Origin of the sequence: Bacteroides sp. MSK.18.37, assembly GCF_019129155.2 — a bacterium.
GTDB classification, from domain to species: Bacteria; Bacteroidota; Bacteroidia; order Bacteroidales; family Bacteroidaceae; genus Bacteroides; species Bacteroides ovatus.
Genome location: NZ_JAHOIB020000001.1, coordinates 3710004 through 3730405 on the forward strand (window position 1 = coordinate 3710004; position 20402 = coordinate 3730405).

The 20402-nt window shown below is 43.0% G+C and carries 9 protein-coding genes; 6 read left to right on the forward strand and 3 right to left on the reverse strand.

Features of this window, described 5'->3' with window-relative positions:
- Positions 1 to 16: 16 nt before the first annotated feature.
- From KSX81_RS14505 to KSX81_RS14525, 5 genes are all read left to right on the forward strand, one after another.
- Positions 17 to 1084 (forward strand): DUF5627 domain-containing protein, encoded by a 1068-nt coding sequence (locus KSX81_RS14505; RefSeq protein WP_224262915.1) that lies wholly within the window; start codon positions 17 to 19, stop codon positions 1082 to 1084.
- A 30-nt stretch (positions 1085 to 1114) separates the two neighbouring features.
- Positions 1115 to 3379 (forward strand): endo-1,4-beta-xylanase, encoded by a 2265-nt coding sequence (locus tag KSX81_RS14510; protein ID WP_015532249.1) that lies wholly within the window; start codon positions 1115 to 1117, stop codon positions 3377 to 3379.
- A 99-nt stretch (positions 3380 to 3478) separates the two neighbouring features.
- Positions 3479 to 5437 carry a cellulase family glycosylhydrolase gene (locus tag KSX81_RS14515; protein ID WP_217725433.1) on the forward strand — a complete coding sequence of 653 codons (1959 nt, stop codon included), beginning with the start codon at positions 3479 to 3481 and terminating at the stop codon, positions 5435 to 5437.
- A gap of 22 nt (positions 5438 to 5459) precedes the next feature.
- On the forward strand, positions 5460 to 7385 hold the full coding sequence (locus KSX81_RS14520; protein ID WP_217725432.1) for a sialate O-acetylesterase: 1926 nt from the start codon (positions 5460 to 5462) through the stop codon (positions 7383 to 7385).
- 7 nt (positions 7386 to 7392) lie between these two features.
- Positions 7393 to 8778 carry a glycoside hydrolase family 43 protein gene (locus tag KSX81_RS14525; protein ID WP_217725431.1) on the forward strand — a complete coding sequence of 462 codons (1386 nt, stop codon included), beginning with the start codon at positions 7393 to 7395 and terminating at the stop codon, positions 8776 to 8778.
- A gap of 21 nt (positions 8779 to 8799) precedes the next feature.
- Here the strand turns inward: KSX81_RS14525 and KSX81_RS14530 are convergent, their stop codons facing one another.
- From KSX81_RS14530 to KSX81_RS14540, 3 genes are all read right to left on the reverse strand, one after another.
- Positions 8800 to 12819: a two-component regulator propeller domain-containing protein gene (locus KSX81_RS14530; protein ID WP_217725430.1), complete on the reverse strand. Its 4020-nt coding sequence runs from the start codon at positions 12817 to 12819 to the stop codon at positions 8800 to 8802.
- Positions 12820 to 12977: 158 nt separating this feature from the next.
- Positions 12978 to 15413, reverse strand: coding sequence for a glycosyl hydrolase family 95 catalytic domain-containing protein (locus tag KSX81_RS14535; RefSeq protein ID WP_217725429.1), 2436 nt, complete (start codon positions 15411 to 15413; stop codon positions 12978 to 12980).
- Between the two features lie 210 nt (positions 15414 to 15623).
- Positions 15624 to 16091, reverse strand: a complete 468-nt coding sequence (locus KSX81_RS14540) for a hypothetical protein (RefSeq protein ID WP_032846749.1) — start codon at positions 16089 to 16091, stop codon at positions 15624 to 15626.
- Positions 16092 to 16309: 218 nt separating this feature from the next.
- Here KSX81_RS14540 and KSX81_RS14545 point away from each other — a divergent pair, with 218 nt between their 5' ends.
- Positions 16310 to 20275, forward strand: a complete 3966-nt coding sequence (locus KSX81_RS14545) for a two-component regulator propeller domain-containing protein (RefSeq protein ID WP_217725428.1) — start codon at positions 16310 to 16312, stop codon at positions 20273 to 20275.
- Positions 20276 to 20402 lie beyond the last annotated feature (127 nt).

Consider the following 20402-nt stretch of genomic DNA (forward strand, 5'->3'; position numbering starts at 1 on the left):
AAAGCATACAATGATTATGAATAAGACAATAATGAAATGCATGGTCCTTGGCTTGTTGTTTGCCGGCTGTGAAAACGGAGACAAAGAATTCGACGATTACGAATATCAGACCATCAGTTTTGCTACTCAGACTCCTATACGCACCATCACATTGGGCGAAGATGTATATCCTACCGAACAAGACAATGAATATCGGATGCAGATCATCGCTACATTGGGCGGTGTGTGGTCAAACCGCAAAGAGCGCACAGCACAGATTGTTATCGATGAAAGTTTGTGTACCAATGCTTATTTCGACAATGGCAAGCCGATACTTCCTATGCCTAAGGAATATTATACTTATTCTTCGGAACAGGTGGTATTTCCCAAAGGAGACATTTATGGACGTATGGACATACAGTTGACCGATGCTTTCTTCAATGATCCTCTCACGCCCGAACTCACCTATGTCATTCCGGTACGGTTAGCACAGGCTTCAGACTCTATCTTGGCGGGCAAACCTAAAGTTGAGTCTCCCAATCGCTTGAATGTGGCAGACTGGGACGTGCTTCCCAAAGACTATGCGCTTTATGGGGTGACCTACAAAAACAAGTATGAGGGCGTTTGGTTGAGTCGTGGCACAGACCAGCTCGACATCAATGGCAACACTTCTACGCTCAACCGTAACCCGCAGAATATAGAGAAAGCAGACCAACGTACATTGGGAACTATTGCCCTCAACAAAGTGCGTTATCCTCTTTCGCTTTCGGTGGATGTGGTGAATGAGAAAGGCGAATCTTCCAAGCAAACGTTGACAATGGACTTGGTGATAACGGTTGACGACAACGGCAATTGCTCCATCACTACCGACACACCGGGGGCTCAGGCAAGCGGTTCGGGCAAGTGGACCTATCATGGTGCCAAGAAAGCGTGGGGCGACAAAGACCGCGACCTGTTCGAACTGACCTATGAAGTGACTTATGCGCCTTATGTGTTGAATGCTGTGACCGGTGAAACGGGCACTGCCAAATGTAGCAGCACGGACGCGCTGGTGTCACGCGACAGACAGAGCAAATTTGAAACTTTTAACGTGAAGTTGAAGTGAACCGCAATCTAAACAATTTAAGAAAACTACATGAAGATGAATAGAAAAAATAATATGGTATGGGGCACGCTGGTAGCAGCTTTGCTGGCTTCTTGCGTGGATACCGAGATTGCCGATGTCACGGTGACAAAACCGGAGTCGATAGCGCAATACGAGTATCTGAATGATTATGCCCCGCTGAAATCGTACATAGACCGTGCAGCTAATCCCGATTTTAAATTGGGATTAGCGTTGGCAGCCAACGAATTTATCGAAGGAGGATTGGTATTTCGTTTAGCGGAAGCCAACTTCGACGAAGTGACCGCAGGCAATGCGATGAAATATGCTTCGTGTGTGAACGATAAAGGGGAGATGAATTTCGAAACTGTGGATAAATTTGTCACTGCCGCCCAAGCTGCCGGAATTACTATATATGGACATACATTGGCTTGGCATGCACAGCAGAATAATAAGTATTTGAATTCTTTGATTAAAGACAAAGAATTGCCGCCCTCTGTAGGAGAAGGAAATTGTTTGCATATCAATACTTCTGAAGCGAAGGCGAATCCATGGGATTGGCAAAATTACTATGATTTGGAATCTCCTCTTTTACAAGGGAAATCTTATGTATTCTCTATGAGAACCAAGGCTTCATCAGCTGTGACATTTCCGCTTTGGATAGAAACACCGAATGCTGGTAATACACATTATGGCATACCACAGATTTCAGCAGGAACTACATGGAGCACAATAAGCATTGAATTTACACCTAATAGTGATTGTTCTCGTTTGTTATTCAATTTCGGACAGTTTGGAGGAGATCTTTGGTTTGATGACATGGTGCTGGTTGAAAAAGGTTCTGAGCAAAATATGATAAAGAACGGAACTTTTGAAGAAGGAAATCTGCCTTCTAATTGGTCTAAACCAAGTTGGCATGCGCATTCTTATTCAATTATACCTACACCGGGAGATGCGGCAGTAGAGATTTTAACTGACATCATTACTAATGGTGATGCGCAAGGCAGTGAAACTACCAATTTTGTTTCTACTCATGTGGGAGGAGCTAATGCTGCTTGCGATATTGTTGATGGAGTAGGTAAAGACGGTAGTCGTGCTTTCGTTGTTACTTCTGCTGGTGGAGGAACAAACAGTTGGGATACTCAATTCTTTTTGTATGCTGACCGTCCGTTGGTGGAAAATGATGTTGTACGTATCTCTTTCGATTATCGTGCAGATACACCCAATAATTCTGAGTCTCAGGCTCATGCTGCCCCTGGAGCTTATATTCATTATGATGGTGGGTGTGCTGTTAGTTTCACTACGGAATGGCAACACTTTGAAAAAACTATTACTATTAACACTACCCTTTCTCCTGAGGGAAACATGCAGACTTTTGCATGGAACTTGGATGTAGGCGCGCCCAATGCACCTGCTAATAAATATTATTTTGATAATATCAAATTGCAAATAGTTACTAAAGGTAACACTATTCCTCTTACTCCCGAAGAGAAAAAAGAAGCGCTTACTCGGGCAATGAACAATTGGATTGAAGGAATGATGAAAGCTACTGGTGGTTACGTGACTACTTGGGATGTAGTGAACGAAGCTATTTCAGGTGGTGGCAACGACGGTGAAGGTTTCTATGTCTTGCAATCTGCATCTAATGCCGGTGCTGACGCTGCCAATAATTTCTACTGGCAAGATTACTTGGGTAGTGAAGATTATGTTCGTATTGTTGTAGCTGCCGCCCGTAAATATTATGCAGAAAACGGTGGTGTTAAACCTCTCAAACTTTTCATCAACGATTACAATCTGGAATCCACTTGGGATAACAATCAGAAAGCCAAGAGCTTGGTACACTGGATAGAGAAGTGGGAATCTGACGGTGTGACAAAGATTGACGGTATCGGTACACAGATGCACGTGGCTTATCGCGCCAATGCTGCTGACCAGCAGAAGCAAGAAGAACATGTAGTGAAAATGTTTGAAATCTTAGCCAAGAGTGGCAAACTCGTGAAAGTATCTGAGCTGGATATGGGATATGTGGATGAAAGCGGCACTACGGTGTTGACAAAGGATATGACAGAAGAACAACATAAAGCGATGGCTGAATATTATAAGTTTATCGTGAAGAAATACTTCGAGATTATTCCTGTGGCACAGCAATACGGCATCACGCAGTGGTGTGCTACCGATGCTCCTGGTGCCCCCGGTGATTCTAACTGGCGTGGCGGTGAACCTGTAGGTTTATGGGATTCTAACTACAATCGTAAGCATACTTATGCCGGTTTTGCTGATGGATTGGCAGGTAAATAATAGAGTTTTGTGAGAAAAGGCAGCGGTGCGAATTGAATCCGCTGCCTTTATTGTTTTAATGCATATTTTTGCAACAACTATGTAACATCAACATCATATATGAAAAAGATAATTTATTTGCTGGCATGGATAGGTGTGGCTTTGGTATCTTGTTCGGACGAAAGCTCTCTGCCTATACAACCGGAGATTCCTGCCGAACCGGAAACGCCTAAGGACGAACCTGCTCCGGAGAAAGACTATCATCAGTTGCCGGTGTTGCACGTAGAGGGACGCTACCTTAAAAACGAAAAGGGCGAGACGGTCAATCTTCATGGATTTACACAGACCTACAGCCCCTTTTTTAACGATAACGCATGGACTAACTACGATGTGCAGTCGTGTCTCAGCTATAACAAACGTATGGTAGACGGAATTGTGGCTGCCGGATGGAAGTTCAACTTCGTGCGGATGCATCTCGACCCTTATTGGAGCGATGATACTTCAAAGCCGTTTGTGCGATACGAAGGACACGAACGCTTTTCCGAGACCCGTTTCCGCAAGTATCTCGACGAACTGTTTGTGCCGATGGCGGAGTATTTTGTATCTAAGGGAATGTATGTGGTGATGCGCCCGCCCGGGGTATGCCCCAACGAAGCTCCTTATCAGGGAATAGAGGTGGGCGATAGCTATCAACAGTTTCTGCTTAACGTGTGGGACATCGTTTCGCAACACCCCAAAGTGAAGAACAATACGGACATCATGTTCGAACTAGCCAATGAGCCGGTCAACATCAAAGGGACCGACGGAGCCTATGGCAGCACCTCCGATGCCTGCTTTGCCAATGCAAAGATTTACTTCCAGTCCATTGTAGACAAGATAAGGAGCCATTGCCGTAATATCATTTGGGTGCCGGGCTTGGCCTACCAGTCGCAGTATGCCGGGTATGCCACCCACCGCATCGAGGGCGATAACATCGGCTTTGCCGTGCACTGCTATCCCGGATGGTATGGCAGCGATGCCGAAAAAGACAGTGGCGAAGGAATCGGCTCTTCTACCGGTGGCGGCTACGAGTCCTTCCAGCGCGGATGGGATAAGCAAGTAGGTCCGGTGGCGGCGATTGCCCCCATCATGGTGACGGAAATAGATTGGGCACCTTTGAAATACGATGCTACTTGGGGAAAAAGCATCACAGGCGAAGCCGGTGGCAAGGGGTTCGGCGCCAACTTCAAGTATATAGCCGACAATGCGGGAAATGTGTCGTGGCTCTTTTTCACTACAAGAAGCCACGAGCTGGCAGCGTTTAAGGACGTGCCGGGTACAGAGGGCAACTATACGTTCCTCAACGATCCCGAAGCCTGTCCGTGGGCAATGTATCATTGGTTCAAGGAGTATGCCGAAGGAGTGACCGTCAATGGCGAGCCCGAGAGACTGGAACTGATGGGCGAGCAGGCGACACGCTCGTTGCAGATGGGAGGAGTGCACTACCTGAAAGTGAAGGCGGTGTATAAAGATGGCACCTCGCGAATGGTGACTGCCGAGGCGACTATCAATAGTTCGGACGAACAAGTGCTGAAGGTGGAGCCGACTGGCAAACTGGTGGCAGTGGCACCAGGCAATGCTACGGTAACGGTGACTTATCGCACAGCAGCGGGAAACAGCATGCAACAGACATTGCAGGTGACGGTGGTTTCGCCTTTTGTGCTGACGGAAGACGTGTTTGACCCTTCGATATGGGAAGAAGGCACCTTTGACGAAACGACCCGCACCTTGGTGACAGGCAAATATGGCTTTGGCGGATGGAAATACCCCGGCGGACTTGACTTGTCGGGCTACCGGAGGCTGACCGTGGAATTGGGCAACGACAACGAGTGCGGTGTCTCTTTCCGCCTTTTTGACAAGAACGACTACTGGACGAAGCCCGCCACCTACGATTTCGGACAGACACGCAGAGTGGTGGTAGATTTGCAGCAGATGAAAGATACTGACGGCAATAGGGTAGACCCGTCGCACCTCTACATTGTCGGGTTCTGGTCGACTGGTGGCAAGCCGATTGTGATAAGCAGCATGAAGTTGGAATAAATATAATATAGAAAGATAGTAAATGAAGAAGGTTTTATTGTTGAGTTGTTTGTTGTGTGCAAGCCTTTGCGCGGTTGCACAGGATGCAAACTTTTACATTTATCTGTGTCTGGGGCAGTCTAACATGGAAGGCAATGCCCGCTATGAAGCACAAGATACGCTGGTGGATGCACGCTTCCAAGTGTTGGCGGCGGTAGACAATAAAGAGTTGGGACGCGTGAAAGGCGAATGGTATCCCGCCCGCGCTCCGCTGTGCCGTCCGAACACCGGGCTGACACCGGCTGATTATTTCGGACGGACCTTGGTAGAAAACTTGCCCCCGCATGTGCGCATCGGAGTGGTGCACGTGGCGATAGGCGGGTGCCGGATCGAGCTTTTCCAGAAAGACAAATGCGAGGAGTATATCAAAACAGCTCCCGACTGGATGGTGAATACGCTGAAAGAGTATGACAACGACCCGTATACCCGTTTGGTGGAGATGGCACGCATTGCACAGAAAAGCGGTGTGATAAAAGGGATACTTCTACATCAGGGCGAGTCGAACACCGGTGACAAGGAGTGGCCCCAAAAGGTGAAGAGCGTATACGACAACCTGCTTGCTGACCTTCATCTGCAGGCTGACGAGGTGCCCCTGATTGCCGGTGAAGTGGTGAATGCCGACCACGGTGGTGTTTGTGCAGGCATGAACGAGGTAATTGCTATGTTGCCGCAGGTGATAAAGAACTGCGCTATTGTCTCCTCCAAGGGGTTGAGCTGTGCTCCCGACCATCTTCACTTCGATGCTGCCGGTTACCGGGTGCTGGGACGCCGCTATGCGGCACAGGCACTCCACCTGATGGGCATTGAACTTCCTTCGCCCGATGATGTGTGTAAGCACACAGTGGCAGCCCCCACCAATATGCACGGCAGCGACTTCCCTCGTATCGACAAGGACAACCGTGCTTATTTCCGTTGCTACGCTCCCGATGTGAAACGCTTGCAGGCAGACGTCTGCGGCAAGAAGTATGAGATGGCCATGGACGAGCACGGCTGGTGGAGCGTGAAGACCGACCCGCTGCCGGTGGGATTCCACTATTATTTCCTGTTGGTAGACGGATTCAGGGTGGTAGATCCCTCTTCGTGCACCTTCTTCGGTTGTTGCCGCATGGCGAGCGGCATCGAGATACCCGAAGGGGCAGAGGGCGATTACTATCGCCCGCAGCAAGTGTCGCATGGGCAAGTGCGCTCCTGCACCTATTATTCGGAAGCGAAGAAAGAGTTTCGTCGTTGCATGGTGTACACACCGGCAGAGTATGAGTCTCACCCCAAAAAACGCTATCCGGTGCTCTACTTGCAGCACGGCATGGGAGAAGATGAAACCGGCTGGAGCACCCAGGGATATATGCACTACATCATGGACAACCTGATAGCCACCGGCAAGTGCGTGCCCATGCTCGTGGTGATGGATAGCGGAGATGTGGAGACTCCCTTCGTGCCGCGTCCGGGGAAAGATGTGAACGAAGAGCGTGCGCTTTACGGCGCTTCTTTCTATGATGTCATTTTGAAAGACCTCATTCCGATGATAGACCGTACATTCCGCACCAAGACCGACCGCGAACACCGTGCAATGGCAGGCTTGTCGTGGGGAGGACACCAGACGTTCCAAACAGCGTTGCCGCGTCTCGACATGTTCTCCTACATTGGCGGGTTCAGCGGGGCGATTTTCGGGCTGGACGTGAAAACGTGCTTCGACGGTGTGTTTGCCGATGCAGGTAAGTTCAACAAGAAAGTGCATTATCTCTTCCTCGGCTGCGGCACGGACGAACAGATGGGCACGAAGCAGTTGGTGGAGTCTCTCCGCAAACTGGGCATCAACGTGGCTTATTATGAATCGCAAGGCACCGGCCACGAATGGCTCACATGGAGACGCTGTCTGAAAGAGTTTGTTCCACACTTGTTTAAACATTGAAAATGATATGAATCTGAAAGCAAAACTTGTGGCGGCATTATTGCTGCTTGGAGGTGCTCTACCCCATGAGGCAGGAGCGCAAAATCCGTTTGTGCAAACCTGTTATACGTCAGACCCTGCTCCTATGGTGCATGATGGCACATTGTATGTCTATACGGGACATGATGAAGATAAGGCTGATTTTTTCTGGATGCAGGAATGGCGCGTGTATTCTACCAAAGATATGGTGAACTGGACCGATCACGGCTCTCCTCTTGCCATCGAATCATTCGACTGGGCGGACGACCGTGCCTGGGCAGCACAGTGCATCGAACGTAATGGTAACTTTTATTGGTATGTCTGCCTGCATTCCAAACTTTCCAATACGATGGCAATCGGTGTTGCGGTAGGCGATTCGCCTGTCGGTCCTTTTAAAGATGCCATCGGCAAACCGCTTCATGACGGGAGCTGGGATTATATAGATCCTACCGTATATATAGATGATGACGGTCGTGCTTATCTGTATTGGGGAAATCCGAATATCTATTATGCAGAACTGAATGACGACATGATTTCCTTGAAAGGTGAAGTGGGCAAACTGGAACAGACTGTTGAGAGCTTTGGTGCACCCAATCCGGAAAAGCGTGTCAAAGGTGTTAAGTATAAAGATACTTATACAGAAGGTCCATGGCTTTATAAACGGGAAGGAAAATACTATCTTCTTTATGCTGCCGGAGGTGTACCCGAACATATTGCCTATTCCATGAGTGACGGACCTCTTGGTCCGTGGAAGTATATGGGAGAAATCATGCCTTTACAAGATACGGGCTCGTTTACTAACCATTGTGGAGTGATAGACTATAAAGGCAATTCTTATTTCTTCTATCATACGGGTAAGCTGCCGGGTGGTGGAGGCTTCGGGCGAAGTGCGGCGGTGGAGCAATTTAAGTATAACGCTGACGGCACTTTCCCGATTATTAATGCTACCCGGGAAGGGGTGTCACCGGTAGGTACGCTCAATCCTTACGAAAGGGTGGAAGCTGAAACAATCGCTTTTTCTGAAGGTGTGAAGTCCGAACCAAATGTGAAAACCGGTATATATATATCTGACATTCATAATGGAGATTATATAAAGGTACGTGAAGTGGATTTCGGCAATAAATCTCCCAAACGGTTCACTGCTACCGTTGCCAGTGCCCTTCGTGGCGGGACACTTGAAGTACGTACAGACAGTATAAGCGGACCATTAATTGCGGAACTGACTATTCCTTCAACGGGAGGTTGGGAATGCTGGAAAACATTGCAGGCTGATATTGTAAAACCGGTCACAGGAATACAAGATATTTATTTTGTATTCAAAGGACGTAAAGGCTGCAAACTGTTTAACTTTGATTGGTACAAGTTTAATAGATAAACATGCTAGAGAGCAGTTGGGTTACTCTTCTTTTTTACTCAACTGCTCTTTCATATACATTGAAGGCGGCATTCCATACAATTCTTTGAATGTTGTCGAGAAATTATTAGGATCAGTGAATCCTGTTAACATGGCTATCTCGGATATGGTATGCTGTTTTTCGGACAATAGACGAGCGGCTTCTTTTAAACGTATATTACGTATAAAGTCACGGGTTGTCTGGTTGGTGAGCTCTTTGAGTTTCCTGTGAAGATGTACGCGGCTGATACCTACCTCGGTGGTGATTGTCTCTATTGTCAAGTTAGGGTTACTGATGTTTTCATTGATCACTTTCATAATACGTTCCATCAATTTCTCATCGGGTGATTTCACTTCCAGTTTCTGAACCTTGTTTTCCAGATTTTGCTGGCCTGTAAATACTTTGCGTAACTGCTGCCGTGTATTAATTAGATTTTCTACCGTCTTTTGCAGAATTTCGATATTGAATGGCTTCATGATATAGGCGTCGGCTCCTGTATTCAGACCTTCCAGGTTGTCTTCTTCCCTCGTTTTCGCAGTAAGCAAAATGACTGGGATATGGTTGAGGTTTACATTCTGCTTGATCTTCCGGCATAAGGTAAGTCCGTCCATTTCGGGCATCATGATGTCACTAATGACTAAATCCGGAGCCTTTTTAAATATTTGCTCTAATGCTTCTTTACCATTACGGCTTTCCATGATATGAAATTTGTCCCCAAACTCCTTCGCTATATAATTTCGGATTTCTTCGTCGTCTTCTACAATTAATACGCGATATTTAGTTTTTACCCTGACTTTCTTTTCTTCCTCATTTTCTATAATGGGAGAGATGACAGGAACAGTTGGTACGGCTACTGTTACCTTTTGCTCATTGTTGTCAACTTCTTCAGGTCGTAGATGCTTGTTACCCAACGGTAATCGGATAATAAAACGGCAACCCGGTTGTTCTTTATTATTTTCTACATAGATAATTCCATGATGTAATTCCACTAATGAACGAGTAAGATGTAATCCTATTCCCGTGCCTCCTTTCGGATTCTGTTGGCTGTTACGGATCTGATAGAAACGTTCGAAGATATGTTCTTTTTCCTGTTCATCGATGCCTGTTCCGGTATCCGCGATAATTATTTCGGCATATTGTTTCAAGGGATCGGGCAGTGTATTATCTTCTCCCGTACGGATGGTAATATCTATGTTTCCTTTTTCAGGAGTAAACTTGAAGGCATTAGACAGAATATTCAGGATAATCTTATCAAAATTACCTGTGTCTACCCATACATTCAGTTCCCGGAGCGTACTGTGAAGTTGTAGCCGGATATTTTTTGTATTTGCCTGTTGACCGAAAGTTGTACATAAATCCTCAATAAAAGGAATAATATTGGTTTCCCGGAACATCAGGAACATTTGTCCTTTATCAATTTTCCGAATATCCATTAGTTGATTGACAAGATTTAGAATACGTTCCGCATTTCTGTAGATAATATGATATATTTTCAGGCGTTCATTGTTCTCCTCATTCTTAATCAGTTTCTGTAGAGGGCTGATGATTAGAGACATCGGAGTGCGTATCTCATGAGAGATGTTGATAAAGAACTGCAATTTTGCTTCATTGATTTGTTCGGCATGGATATGTTGCAGCATTTCCTGATGCATTCTGTACCGATGTCTGATCTGAAGAATAATGATAAATATAATGGTCAGTAATAATAAGGAGTAGATAACTTTGGCCCACCATGAAGCATACCATGCAGGAGATATAAAGATGGTAATTTCTTTTATATTTGAATACACAGTGTTGTCTTTTGCTCTGATTTTAAAGTTATAGGTACCGGGTTTCAGATTGCTGAATGAGATACGGTTTACACCTTTGGGCAAACTAATCCATTTTTCATCGTTGATAGAATAAAGGTAGTTGATGTGTTCGGGGGCATTTAATTCCAGAGTGGCAAACTCGATACTGAACACATTGTCTTTATGGGATAGATAAAACTCTTTTGCGTTGAATACAGGGCAGTTGATAATATTGTGAATACCGGATTTCATTCCTTTTCTAACCGGATTGTTATGCAGGAAAAAGTCGGTAATCCGGATATTCCATGTTTTTGCCGGATTGATAATGTCTTGCGGATTGAAATAGGTGATACCATTCATTCCGCCAAACCAGATAATACCTTGTTTATCTTTGAAGGAGGCATTCTTGTAGAACTCATTTCCCTGTAATCCGTCGCTGACATAATAATTGATAAATTTGTTGTTTTTCTTTTGGAATTGGGAAATTCCGGCATTGGTGCTTATCCAAAGAAAATCTTTTCCGTCTCCTTGTATGGCATATATTGTATTACTGGGCAATCCGTCTGCAGTAGTATAAGTGGTTAGTTCTTTCGTTTTTTTATTCCAACCGGATAATCCTTCGGAACTGCCCAACCAGACAACTCCGTCGGCATCTTCAAAGATTGAATAAATAACATTTTGTGAGAGTATCTTATGACTTTGAAAATCAGGACTGTCAAGGTCTATACAGTTGACACCGTCATAAGTTCCGACATACAGCTTATTATCATCGGAATAGTGCAGGCAATCTATCCATTCGTTGATTAGAGATGTCCGAGATTGTACGGATGTAAATTCTTTCGTTTTCAGGTCATAGTAGAACAAACCGAATCCCATTGTCGCAATCCAAAGACGCTTGTTTTTATCTTCTGCGAAATCATATACACGTTGTATATAGTTGTTGTTCTTATCTACCAGTTTGTACTGGTAATCGCATAATCCTGTCTGTTTGTTCAGCTTTCCCATACCGTTTATAAAGGAGCCGACCCAAATGTTGTACTCGGAATCTTCATATAGTTTTATAACTGTTGAAGGCACAGAATTAGGGTGATTAGTATGCGAGAAATGTTTAGCCGGTTCTAACTTTTCTGTCAGGGCATAAATTCCGTCATTGTCTGTTCCAACCCATAACATACCGTTGTTGTCTTTGCAGAATGAGGTTATACAACTGGAACCGATCATGTTTTTATCCATAGATTTATGTCCTATATACTTGAAACTGTTTGTTCGGGCAGGTATCTGCATGACTCCTTTCTGATAAACAGCCAACCATAAGTTACCGGAATTGTCTTTTAGGATAGAATGTATTTTTGAATTTTTTGAATCAAAATAGTTGTTGTCAAAATTGTATTCGGAGATTTCATGAGTTTGGTTATTGTAGACACTCATACCTTTACCATCAGTTCCGATATATAATTCATTTTGCGGTCCGGAATAGAGGAAACAGATAGGAAGTTCTCTCTTTTCTTTAAAATCAATAGGTATAAAGGAGTCTTGTCTTTTGTTATAGACGAATAGTCCTTTTCTCATACTTCCTACATAAATATTCCCACGTGAATCTTCACATATACTTTTGACATATCCGTTGTCTTTAGATAAATATAAAGTAAGTTGGTTATTAGAATCAAGACGATATACTCCTTCTTCGTCTTTTGCTATCCAGACATTCTGTTTCTTGTCTTCAATCATAAATCCTGTTGATGTCATGGGGATATCAATTTTTTGAACAGTCAACAGGTAATCTTTGATATTCAACCTGCACAACATATTTCCGGATACCCATATTTCTCCATTTCTCCTTTCGATAAAGGAAACAATATTGCTTTCAAATATTTCTCCATTGTCTTCCCTTATTGCAAGTGGGGTAAAATTGTCTGTAGCCGGATCATACATTTGAATTCCCATATATGTACCGATAAACAAATGACCTTTGCTGTCCTCAAAAACAGTACGAACAAAATTGTGGGCTAACGAATGTTCATTATTGGGCTCATGTTTGTATATGGTAAATTTAGCACCGTCATAACGGTTCAGACCATCTTCTGTTGCAATCCAAATGAAACCGTTCCGGTCTTGATATATTTGATTAATCAGACTACTGGAGAGTTCTTTGTCAGTAGTGAATAACTTAGGAGATTGCCCGTTGCATAACAAAGAAAACAATAATAATAGAAAAGTGAATACATTTTTCATAGTTATAGATCGTTGTTTGTTGTACAAAGAAAACTAAAAACCTAAATATAACCTAATAAAAAATGAATATTTTCATTAGGCTCCGGGAGTACAATCAGATGTTGTAACATCGTTTGTAAATAATGTAACATGAGAAAAGATTTATCCCTTCTTCTGTATTATTGTTTTCCTTCGATTGTATTTACAATATAGGTTTTACCCGCCTTTGTTTCGATGTCATATTCATAAACCTTCTGCAGTTTGGGAGATTGCGCACTTACCCCTTTGGCTACGAGAGGTTGCTTGATAGGAGTGGTGGCGAATAATTTATTTGAGCACTCTTTCCCGTTTACTTGTTTTAAGCCTTTCCCTTTCAGTGGGACATAAGACCGGATGCGGAGCGTACCGCCTATATTCGATCGGATGATCGCTTTATTTAACACATTGTTTTTCCAGTCCATATCGACAGTAAAGTTTCCACGTGCCACCAGCCCCTTCACACTTCCTTCTTCCCATGCATCAGGCAATGCCGGCAATAAATGTACGGCACCGTCATGACTTTGGAGCAACATTTCCGCTACTCCGGCTGTATAACCGAAATTACCGTCAATCTGGAAAGGCGGATGGGCATCCAGCATATTGGGATAGGTACGCCCGTTCGGATATTCTTTAGCCAAGTGATCGTTGGGCAATAGTTGAATCATATTTTTAATGATTTGGAAGGCATGGTTTCCATCCAGCATACGTGCCCAGAAATTGACTTTCCAGCCGATACTCCAACCGGTAGCCTTATCACCGCGTTGAAGCAATGTGTTTCTTGCTGCCTGGAATAACTCGGGATTTGAGTATGGAGAAATTTGATTACTCGGATATAGCCCGTACAAATGTGAAATATGACGGTGCTCGTCCTTGGGATTGTCAATATCTTCAAGCCATTCTTGTAGTTGGTTATGCTTTCCTATTTGCATAGGTGGCAACTTCTCTAGTGTTTGTTTGAGGGAGTCTTGAAAAGAGGGGGCTTCACCTGCGATGTATGAAGCCAATAAGGTATTATGCAGTGCATCAAAGGCAATCTGATTGTCCATTGTGCAACCGGCCGTGATGGGACCGTGTTCCGGCGACACAGAAGGCGACACTACCAACCATTTATACACTGGATGTTCTACCAAGAAATCCATGTAGAACTGCGCTGTTCCTTTCAGGATGGGATAATACTCTTTCAGGAACTCTTTATTTCCTGTAAAGAGGTAATGTTGCCAGATATGTTGAGCTAACCATGCGCCGCCGCTAGGCCACATGCCGGCTGCTGCAAAATCGACTACACCACAGATTCTCCATAAGTCAGTGTTATGATGTGCCACCCATCCCCGACAATCATACATGGTTCGGGCTGTTTCTGCTCCTGTGACGGATAAATCTTTCAACATAGAGAATAACGGACTATGTGTTTCACTTAAATTAGTGACTTCTGCCGGCCAATAGTTCATTTCTGTATTGATATTGATGGTGTATTTGCTATCCCAGGGTGCATGAGTACTGTTATTCCATATACCTTGCAGATTAGCCGGTTGCCCACCCGGTTGTGAAGAAGAAATCAGCAGATAACGTCCATAATGGAAAAGTAGAGCTGCCATTGCCATGTCTTCCCCATTTCCGAAGTTTTCAATTCGTTTGGGAGTCTCCAGTTGGGAAGCTTTGCCTGCCGGTAATGTAAGGCGTACACGGTCAAATTGTTTTTTATAATAAGCGATATGGTTTTTGAGAGCTTTTTCGTAAGGTATTTGCATTGCTCTTTTCAGATATTCGCTGGTTCGGTGGGATTCATCGGCGCTGACATTCTGGTAGTTTACGTAGTTGGTTGCTGCCGATATATAAAGGGTGGCTTCTGTTCCTTCATTTATTTGGAGCGTATTTCCTGCCGGGCGGAGAGTGCCATTCGTTTTTACCTGGATTTGACATTCTGCCCGTAGTGCGGCTTTCAAACCTTCCTGCTCTTTCCCTTGACAGGTGACGGTCAGCTTATCATTCTGAACATTCACCTTATGTACTAGAGGGCAGTTATATGCAATAGTAAAGTTCAGTGCGTTTGCTTTACTTGCTTTGATATGCATAATAATGACATTATCAGTAAATGAAGCAAAAGTGGCGCGGGTATAAGTGACGTCATCCACTTGATAACGGGTAGTTGCCGTTGCATTCTCCAGATTCAGATCGCGGTAAAAGCCGGATGCGTTTTGGTGTTCCGGAAATTCCAGGTAAAGACTACCTAATGTCAGATAACTCATTCCGTGTTGCTGGGTTAAGAAGTTGGCGTCAATGAGTCTTTGCGCTTCCTTGTTTCTCCCTTCAAAAATCAGTTTGCGTACAACCGGTAGCACATGTACGGCATTCGGGTTATTATTATTGTATGGAGAACCTGCCCAAAATGTTTCTTCGTTGAGTTGTAATTCTTCGCGTTCGATTCCGCCATATACCATGGCTCCAAGACGGGAGTTACCAATAGGGAGAGCTTCCGACCAATTTTGTGCAGGTTGACTATACCACAGTTTCAGATCCTGTCCTGAAACAAGGTTGCTTATTAATAGGAATAATACAAAAAAAGTGTTTCTGTTCATATTATATGGATTTGTAGCAAAGGTAGCTCATTTCCCAATACAAAAGGCAAAAAACTGTTTCTGAAATCTACCTTGGAAGTAACTTCTTTCCATATTAATGTTACTAATATATATGGTGTATGTTCCACAGGATAAAATAATAACTGCCGGCTTCTTTTTACAAGCACCGGCAGTTATTATTTAAGCAACTAGCAGATATACTGATCTATGTTACTTTTTAGCAACTAAAACTATATTATTGATATCTACTTTTTTGTTTTTTCCCATCCCAATGGAAACTTTGGTAATAGAACTTGGATCAATTGCAATTTTACCGGCTTTTTCATCTTTAAAAGCACTGAATTGCACCTTCTTCTTGCCTTGGGTATAAAATCCCATAGAAACTTTTACCGTTTCACCGTCTTGGGTATATTCTATTTTTAATGAACAGATGGCATTTGTGGCATTTTCATCTAATTTTTCGAAGTTGGTCGCTTCAAAGTTTATTCCGGTGTAATTAGTGTAATCATTTTCAGGAAATACCAAGTTTCCATAACCGGTGGAAATTAAGGTCTGCCCTTCTACTGTCAGTTTATTATTGGCTTCGCATTGACTGACTTCGATAGTCTTGTCTACTTGTGCATTGACACTTAAGATTCCCAGACATGCAACTAATGCTGCTACTAAATACTTTTTCATGTTATTTTCTTTTAGAGGTTAATAGCTGATTTATTTTCTATTGGCAAAGTTAGGATATCTTTTCGGAGAGATAAAAAATCTGTGTTTCAATAGTTTTTGTATATGTTTCATTCTTCTTTTGGTGCAAAGGGGACTAAATTTAAAAACAAATGAAACGAATTAAATAGTCCGATTTTGAAAAGAATTACTTTCTTTGCATAAAGAAAGGACTGTTTACTATGAAAAGACTATTACTGCTGATAATTGTATTTTGGGGTGGAATTGTACAGGTGGTCGCCGAGAATACATTGTTCTATGATTCCAAACAATTAACTTGCGATCTGATTACTTCCATTTGCCAGGATAAAGATGGGTTTATTTGGATCGGGACGGATTATGGCCTTAATAAATTCAATGGCATACAATTTACGCATTATTATAATAATCCAAAAGATAGCACTTCGTTATCCGATAACTCTGTAAAAGCCTTGATGCTCGATAATGAAGGCACGTTATGGGTGGGAGGTATTGGCGGATTACAATATTATGTTCCGGAAGAAAATGCATTTCGGACAATTAAGTTTGAAGAAAGCTCATCTTTCCATATCATGTGTATCACTCAATTGCGTTCGGGCGAAATATGGGTTGGATCTTCCGGAAGAGGAATATTCCGTATTCGGAAAGATACAGGAACAGGTGAGCAAATGACAGATATTCCTGATGTATCCGAACATGCTCATTATGGAGTCATATATGAAGACCGTCATGGGAGCATCTGGATTGGAGTAAACGGTACCGGTTTACTTCGATATGATCCTTCTACACGAACGAGTAAGATATACACACGGGCAGTTTTAGATGGCGGTTCTACAATTTCCGGAATGGCCGAGGACCATTCGGGAAATTTTCTCCTTTCCACGGGTACTACTGCTTATTATTATGATAGAGAGAATGACCGCTTTACCAAAATAGAACATAATGAATCGTGGCTGCCGGCACGTTCCATACTCGTAAGTCAAAAAGGGACACGTTATTTGGCAACCTTTGGCAAAGGGCTGAAGGTTATTCAACCCGATTTGAAAGAACTCCGTTCCGAGGTGATCACTCTCCCTTTTATTGATGTCGATAATGCTAAAATACGTGCTATTTATGAAGATCATAACCAAAACTTATGGATAGGATGTTATCATAGAGGAATGGTTATGGTGTCTAAAGAATCTACACCTTTCCATTTTTGGAGTGTTCCTACCCGTGAATATCCGCAGGCTGGTGTGATAACTGCCTTGTATAAAGATGATGATGGACATATCGTTAGCGGTGTGGAAGGCGAAGGAGTGTTTAAAATTACTTCGGAAGGAAATATAACCGATCATTTGTTTTCAGGTAAAACGGTTTCATCCATCTATAAGGATTATAGTGGTAATTTGTGGTTTGGAGGCTATTATTCCGGGCTTTATATGCAGGATGCCAAAGGGAACGTACGTTTTATGTTACCGGAAATTAAATTGAAGGATATAAAGAAGATCACAGGTGATGATAAAGGGAACCTATATCTTTCTTTATTCGGTTCCGGATTCATACGATATCACCTGCCCACTCAAACAGTCACGGAATATCAAAGTTCCTCCGGTGGGTTAAGGAACAATTGGATTTATACTCTACTTCTTGATTCCCGGGAAAGATTGTGGATAGGCCACTGTAATGGAGTGGATTATTTCGATCCTGTAACGGAAAAATTTACCCCTGTATTGAGTCAATCGTTGGGTAATTTCATCACTTACTCATTATTGGAAGACGTACGTGGAAATATTTGGGCGGGAACGAATAAGGGACTTATGTGCTATCATCCCGGAACAAAAGAATTTCATTACTATGATGAAGAAGACGGACTTTCTAATAATTTTGTATATGGGTTGGCAGAAGATGAGAGGGGGAATATCTGGTGTAGTACCCTGAAAGGCATTAACCTGATAAAAGTCGCAGAGAATAAGATTGCTTCCTATTATTCCGAACGTGGATTGGTGGATAATGAGTATACTATTGGTGCCAGCTACCAGTCAATGAATGGCCTTATCTATTTGGGAGGTGTGAAGGGAATAACGACTTTTCATCCGGATAGCGTCACTGCGCAAAAAGGGAAGTCGACTGTGATATTATCCAATCTTTATTTGGGAGGAGAAGCAGTGACCGCTAAAAGTAAATCCGGTGGAAAACCCATTTTGGACACTTTTGTAACACGTGCCGACAAAATCAGCCTGGCTTATGAAGACAACACGTTTACGCTTGAATTTTCCACATTGGATTATCGTAATTCTGGAAATATTTTCTATGAATATCGTATCAGAGAGTATGAAAAGAACTGGACCTCTACTCAATTGGGAATCAATCAGATTACATACAATCATTTAAATTCCGGTAAGTATACATTTGAAATACGTGCCTGTGAGAACGGGCAGTATACCCCTGTGAAGGTGATACGGATTGATATTGCGGCACCGTGGTGGCGTTCGTCTCTGGCTTATGTCTGCTATGCGTTGATATTGCTTGCTGTTGCATTCCAGATTTATTTGAGTGTTCGTCGCCGGCACCAGAAAGAAATGAATGAAGAGAGAATCAAACTTTTTATCAATCTCTCGCATGAGATTCGCTCTCCAATGACTTTGATTGTGAGTCCGTTGGAGAATTTGTTAAAGAGAGACTATGATGCCGATACGATGAAGATGCTGCGTCTGATGCAGAAGAATGCGAATCGTATTATTAATCTGATGAATCAGTTGCTTGATATGCGTAAAATTGAAAAAGGGCAATTGAATATTCATTGCGTTGAAACGGACATGGTGGATTATATCAAAGAATTAATCTCTTTATTTACTTATCAGGCGGAGAAAAGGAACATAAACTTGTGTTTTGATTATGAACAGGAGGAGCTTCCGGCGTGGATTGATCCTAATAATTTTGATAAAGTATTGGTAAACCTGCTGTCGAATGCTTTTAAATATACGCCGGATGGAGGTGAAATAAAAATCAGCCTGCGCGAGAAGGTGAATGAACTTACTGTTGGAGATTTGCAGCATTTTATTGAGATTGAAGTGATTGACAGCGGATCCGGCATTGACGCCAATAAACTGGAAAAGATATTCGAACGTTTTTATCAGGCGCCTTCCAATGGTTTCAATGGAAGTATCGGTTTTGGTATAGGACTGAATCTGTGCCGGATGATAGTTAAATTGCATCACGGCACTATCAATGCTTGTAATCGGCAAGATGCACAAGGAAGTCGTTTCATTATTCATATTCCTTATGGGAAAGATCATTTGAAGAAATCCGAATGGGTGGATGCGGAAAACAAAACTACCTCAAGAGTCCCTTCTGTCTTGGGGCTTTCTCAAGAAAGTGAAGAAGAAACGGCTAAGACAAGAAACCATAAAGCGAATTATAGGATTGTGATCGTAGATGACGACGACGAGATTCTTCGTTTCCTGGAGGCGGAATTGAGCTCGCAATACAAGGTATACATTTGCCGTAACGGGAAAGAGGGTTTGCAAACCATTCTGAAACAACAACCGGATCTTATAATTTCTGATGTCGTGATGCCTGAAATGGATGGTATCTCACTTTTGAAAACGATTCGCAACAATCCGAATGTGAGTCATATACCGTTTATCCTATTGACTTCAAAAGCGGAATATAAAGACCGTATTGAAGGATTAAGTAAAGGTGCGGATGCATATTTAGGAAAACCGTTTGTCGTTGAAGAGTTGAGAGTACATATCAAGAATCTGATTGAGACAAGATTGTTATTGAAAGGAAAGTTCTCTGGTGTCAGGGATCAGGTGGGAAAGATTGAAATTGCTGAAAATAAATCCGGAGATGAACGATTGATGGAACGGGTTATGAATGTGATGAATAAGTTTCTGGATGATTCGGAATTCAATGTAGAAATGCTTGCCAGGGAAGTCGGATTGAGTCGTGTACAGCTTCATCGTAAAATGAAAGATATTACAGGAGTTTCAACATCTGTCTTTATCCGGAATCTACGGATGAAGAAAGCGGCAGCACTACTTCAGGAAGGGAAGCTGAATATTTCAGAAATAGCGGATGCGGTAGGCTTTGATAGTCAGGCTAATTTTGCGACTGTTTTTAAGAAGTTCTATGGAGTATCTCCTTCGGAATATGCTGCGTCTATCAGAAATAAAGGCGAATGATACAAATTTAAAACTGCGTTATACATATAACTAACTTTACGTTACATTTTACCAAACGTTTTGAAATACAAGATTGTAATTTTGTGCTGGTTGAGGGCAATCTAAAGAATCGACAGATGCAAAAGTA

Excerpts from the sequence above, each read along its gene's own strand:
- KSX81_RS14510 (WP_015532249.1), top strand. The coding sequence starts at position 1,115 with ATGAAGATGAATAGAAAAAATAATATGGTATGGGGCACGCTGGTAGCA.
- KSX81_RS14535 (WP_217725429.1), bottom strand. The coding sequence starts at position 15,413 with ATGAACAGAAACACTTTTTTTGTATTATTCCTATTAATAAGCAACCTT.
- KSX81_RS14540 (WP_032846749.1), bottom strand. The coding sequence starts at position 16,091 with ATGAAAAAGTATTTAGTAGCAGCATTAGTTGCATGTCTGGGAATCTTA.
- KSX81_RS14545 (WP_217725428.1), top strand. The coding sequence starts at position 16,310 with ATGAAAAGACTATTACTGCTGATAATTGTATTTTGGGGTGGAATTGTA.
- KSX81_RS14525 (WP_217725431.1), top strand. The coding sequence starts at position 7,393 with ATGAATCTGAAAGCAAAACTTGTGGCGGCATTATTGCTGCTTGGAGGT.
- KSX81_RS14515 (WP_217725433.1), top strand. The coding sequence starts at position 3,479 with ATGAAAAAGATAATTTATTTGCTGGCATGGATAGGTGTGGCTTTGGTA.
- KSX81_RS14505 (WP_224262915.1), top strand. The coding sequence starts at position 17 with ATGAATAAGACAATAATGAAATGCATGGTCCTTGGCTTGTTGTTTGCC.
- KSX81_RS14530 (WP_217725430.1), bottom strand. The coding sequence starts at position 12,819 with ATGAAAAATGTATTCACTTTTCTATTATTATTGTTTTCTTTGTTATGC.
- KSX81_RS14520 (WP_217725432.1), top strand. The coding sequence starts at position 5,460 with ATGAAGAAGGTTTTATTGTTGAGTTGTTTGTTGTGTGCAAGCCTTTGC.